4 protein-coding genes are annotated in these 2,925 nt (G+C 37.2%); 1 reads left to right on the forward strand and 3 read right to left on the reverse strand.

What is annotated here, in order from left to right:
• Nucleotides 1-288 (forward strand): hypothetical protein (locus tag EXE09_RS18960; RefSeq protein ID WP_213073898.1); only part of this gene is annotated, 288 nt, incomplete at its 5' end.
• Between the two features lie 339 nt (nt 289-627).
• Here the strand turns inward: EXE09_RS18960 and EXE09_RS18570 are convergent.
• The 3 genes from EXE09_RS18570 to EXE09_RS18895 form a co-directional block, all read right to left on the reverse strand.
• Complete coding sequence (locus tag EXE09_RS18570; RefSeq protein WP_130118243.1) at nt 628-1,911, reverse strand: zonular occludens toxin domain-containing protein; 1,284 nt, start codon at nt 1,909-1,911, stop codon at nt 628-630.
• Between the two features lie 2 nt (nt 1,912-1,913).
• Nucleotides 1,914-2,189 carry a DUF2523 family protein gene (locus tag EXE09_RS18575; protein WP_130118244.1) on the reverse strand — a complete coding sequence of 92 codons (276 nt, stop codon included), beginning with the start codon at nt 2,187-2,189 and terminating at the stop codon, nt 1,914-1,916.
• Nucleotides 2,189-2,925 (reverse strand): virulence factor TspB C-terminal domain-related protein (locus tag EXE09_RS18895; RefSeq protein WP_265937159.1); only part of this gene is annotated, 737 nt, incomplete at its 5' end. The genes EXE09_RS18895 and EXE09_RS18575, both read right to left, overlap by 1 nt.

Here is a 2,925-nt window from a genome sequence, read left to right on the forward strand (position 1 = left end):
TACGCCATTAGTTTCTACTCTGGACATTTAAGCCTCCGCTCACTTCTAAATTTTACTTTCTTTCCGTTCCGACGCTCTAACTTCGTTCAACTTCCCGAAAATTACTTATTAATATCCCTGAACAGCGCCCGAAGCCGTCCTCTACTTTCTTCTTTTTTTTGGTTTTTCAAAGCTGTGATTCTCACCTGTGACCCTCACAAAAATTTCGCATTAAAAGCTGTTCAGCGTCAGCCTATGGACAGTCCTTCGGAACGGTTTTTCTTTTCTGTGGACAACCATTGTGCATAAGTCCGCAAAACGGTGATGCTGTTTTACGTTGACTTCTACACAAGGTTGACCCACAGGAAAAACCTCTGCCCACAGTCTGCCAAGAGCTGAACATAATCACAGATTTTTTAATTTAAAATTTTATTTGTTTCAGGTACATCAAAGACGGTTACGAATCACTTATACGCTTTATCAAATTCCTGCAATTCAATCAGATAAGGAATGAGGACGGCTTCGGGCGCTCTCCAGTGAGCCTGATTAATTGCGTAATTTCCGTGAGCCTTGTTTCACTCGTAAGCTTTCTACACTACCACCGTAAAAATTTATCCGTTCATTCGAACCCTTTTTCAGAGCAGTGATTTATAGCGTATTAGCCCCATTAACGACATATTTGTTATGCGTTAATGTATCCGTTTCATGTACCTGATTATCCGCTTGATATGCATCTGTTTTTAACGAATGAACCGATTGATTAGTTTGTTGAATAGTGTCCTGAGAACCGCTTTGATGATTGAAGCTATCATTATTTGTACTCGCAAAATAGTTAAATGGTCGGTCATTATTTTCAATTAAATTCTGACAATCTTTTTTTGAAACATTCAATTTAGTGCCTTGTTGTGTATAAGCAACATAACGCCCATTCATCTTTGAACAACCAGAAAACACAGGTTTAGCAGTCACGGTATAAGTTACAGCTTTTTGTATATGTTCCTGATCGAATGGCTTGTTAGGATCATATTCAATCATTGGTGTACCGTTTGGATTCATCGCAGTAACAGAACCTTTGGACTTAGTTAATTGATCAAACCATTGTTTACATTCAGTCTTTTCAACATTTTCACCTTTCCGACATTCAACATCCGCATTAAATTGTGTTGATTGAGCTGATTGAGACGAATCTAAACCAGTTTTTTTATCATCCTGTACATTTTCAGTAGATAACTTTTTATCATCGCCTTTTATATGACCAAAGATTTTATTGTCCGAAAAAAAGAACATATAAATAATGCCAATCAGACAAAACCCTGCAATGAAAAATAGCTTTTTCATATACTTAGGTATTTGTATTTTTGAATTAGTTACAATTTCAGTGGATTTATATAATTTAAATATATCCTTTGGATAATCAAACTTAAATATGTCCTCAGCACGTTCTTGAGCAGCCACCGTTTCAGGATTCATTGAATAACCACGATGCTTATGGATTTCAGCCCTAGCACGGTTCATTGGTCGTTTAACGTGGTAATGTTCATTGATCAATTCAAGCAAATGTAAATGCAAGAATTTAGGACTTTGAGTAATAAAGATTAAGTCATAGCCTTTATGTCGATGATCTTCTAATTTAGTAATCAATGGATTTGATGAAAGTTTTTCTTTCGATTTGTATGCAAAATATGAAAGCTTCTGTGTTTCATCATAAACAATTAATGCACCGAATACTCCAGTGACTTCGTCACCCTCATCCGTAAGAGTCCAATCTAATTCACCAAATTCATTGACAGGTATAGGCTTAACACCATCAATATCTAAGCCATTAATATTTGAATATACAGGTCGTCCAGTTTTTACAGCCTCAAGAATTAAAGTGACGGCATACAATGTTTTACCGTTACCAGGCTGTCCAGTGATTAACTTAGTAGGCATTGTTATTTCTTCCTAGCAAACGATAGTTTAGACGCTTCAATACTTCCTCGTGTAAGAATTGCGCCAAATGTAAGTGATAATGCCGTATCAATTCCAAACATAGAAAGAAGCCCTAACATCGGCATTGTGGAAGCCTGAGAAACAGCAGAATCAATATATTGTGATAAGAGAACATAAGCACTTGCACCCGATGCAATCCCTATTCCTAAACTTGTAATCAATGTTCTAACTGAGTTATTTGCAAAGACATCGAGAACATTATAAAAAATCTTCCACATTAGGTTTTTCTCCCTGAAATGATAAAGACTGCTCCAATAGAAGCTAAAGCAACCACAGACGCTTTAATCACCCAGGCCCATTCACAAATAAAGTCATAGCGTAAAATTGTGATTTCTTGCGATTGACCATGAAATGAAATATTTGTGGTAGTCGGTGCAGGACAAGAACCACCCCAGTTCACATTTACAGTTTCTGGAGTTATTGGGAGATCAGGAAGATTTATATCGGTTTTATCTTTTTCAGGAACACCATCATCTTTGGTTAATTCTTTTTCAATCGCTTGAGTGCTTTCAGCAGCTGTTTTTGTGTTTTCTTCAACTTTTTGACCTGTCCCTAATAGATCGGAAACCCAACCTTCTACTTTTGCAGGAAATGAAATTACAACTTGAGCAGCTTCACAGACGACTGGTGCCCAACCGCAAAAAACAGGAAATGTTAAAGATAAATCAGTTGAACCTGTTTCAGTATTTGGTTTTGATTGCCCCGTTGCTTCTTCTTCTGTTTTTGTTTCTGCATTCGCTTCGAGTTGATTCACAATTGGACGAGCTTTTGTACTGTCATTTTGAGCGTCATTAACAATGTCAGCCGCAGCCGCAGTCGTAGCAACTTGAGCGTCTGTATCACCCGATTCAGCATTAGAAATTACTTGATTAGCGACAACATCAAGCGGTAATGTTTTTTCCTCATCTTTAGAAGGGTCATAAGCCGGATTCGGTAAAGAAACAAGATCAATAC

The organism is Acinetobacter sp. WCHAc060025, from assembly GCF_004209355.1.
In the GTDB taxonomy this organism is placed as follows: Bacteria; Pseudomonadota; Gammaproteobacteria; order Pseudomonadales; family Moraxellaceae; genus Acinetobacter; species Acinetobacter wuhouensis.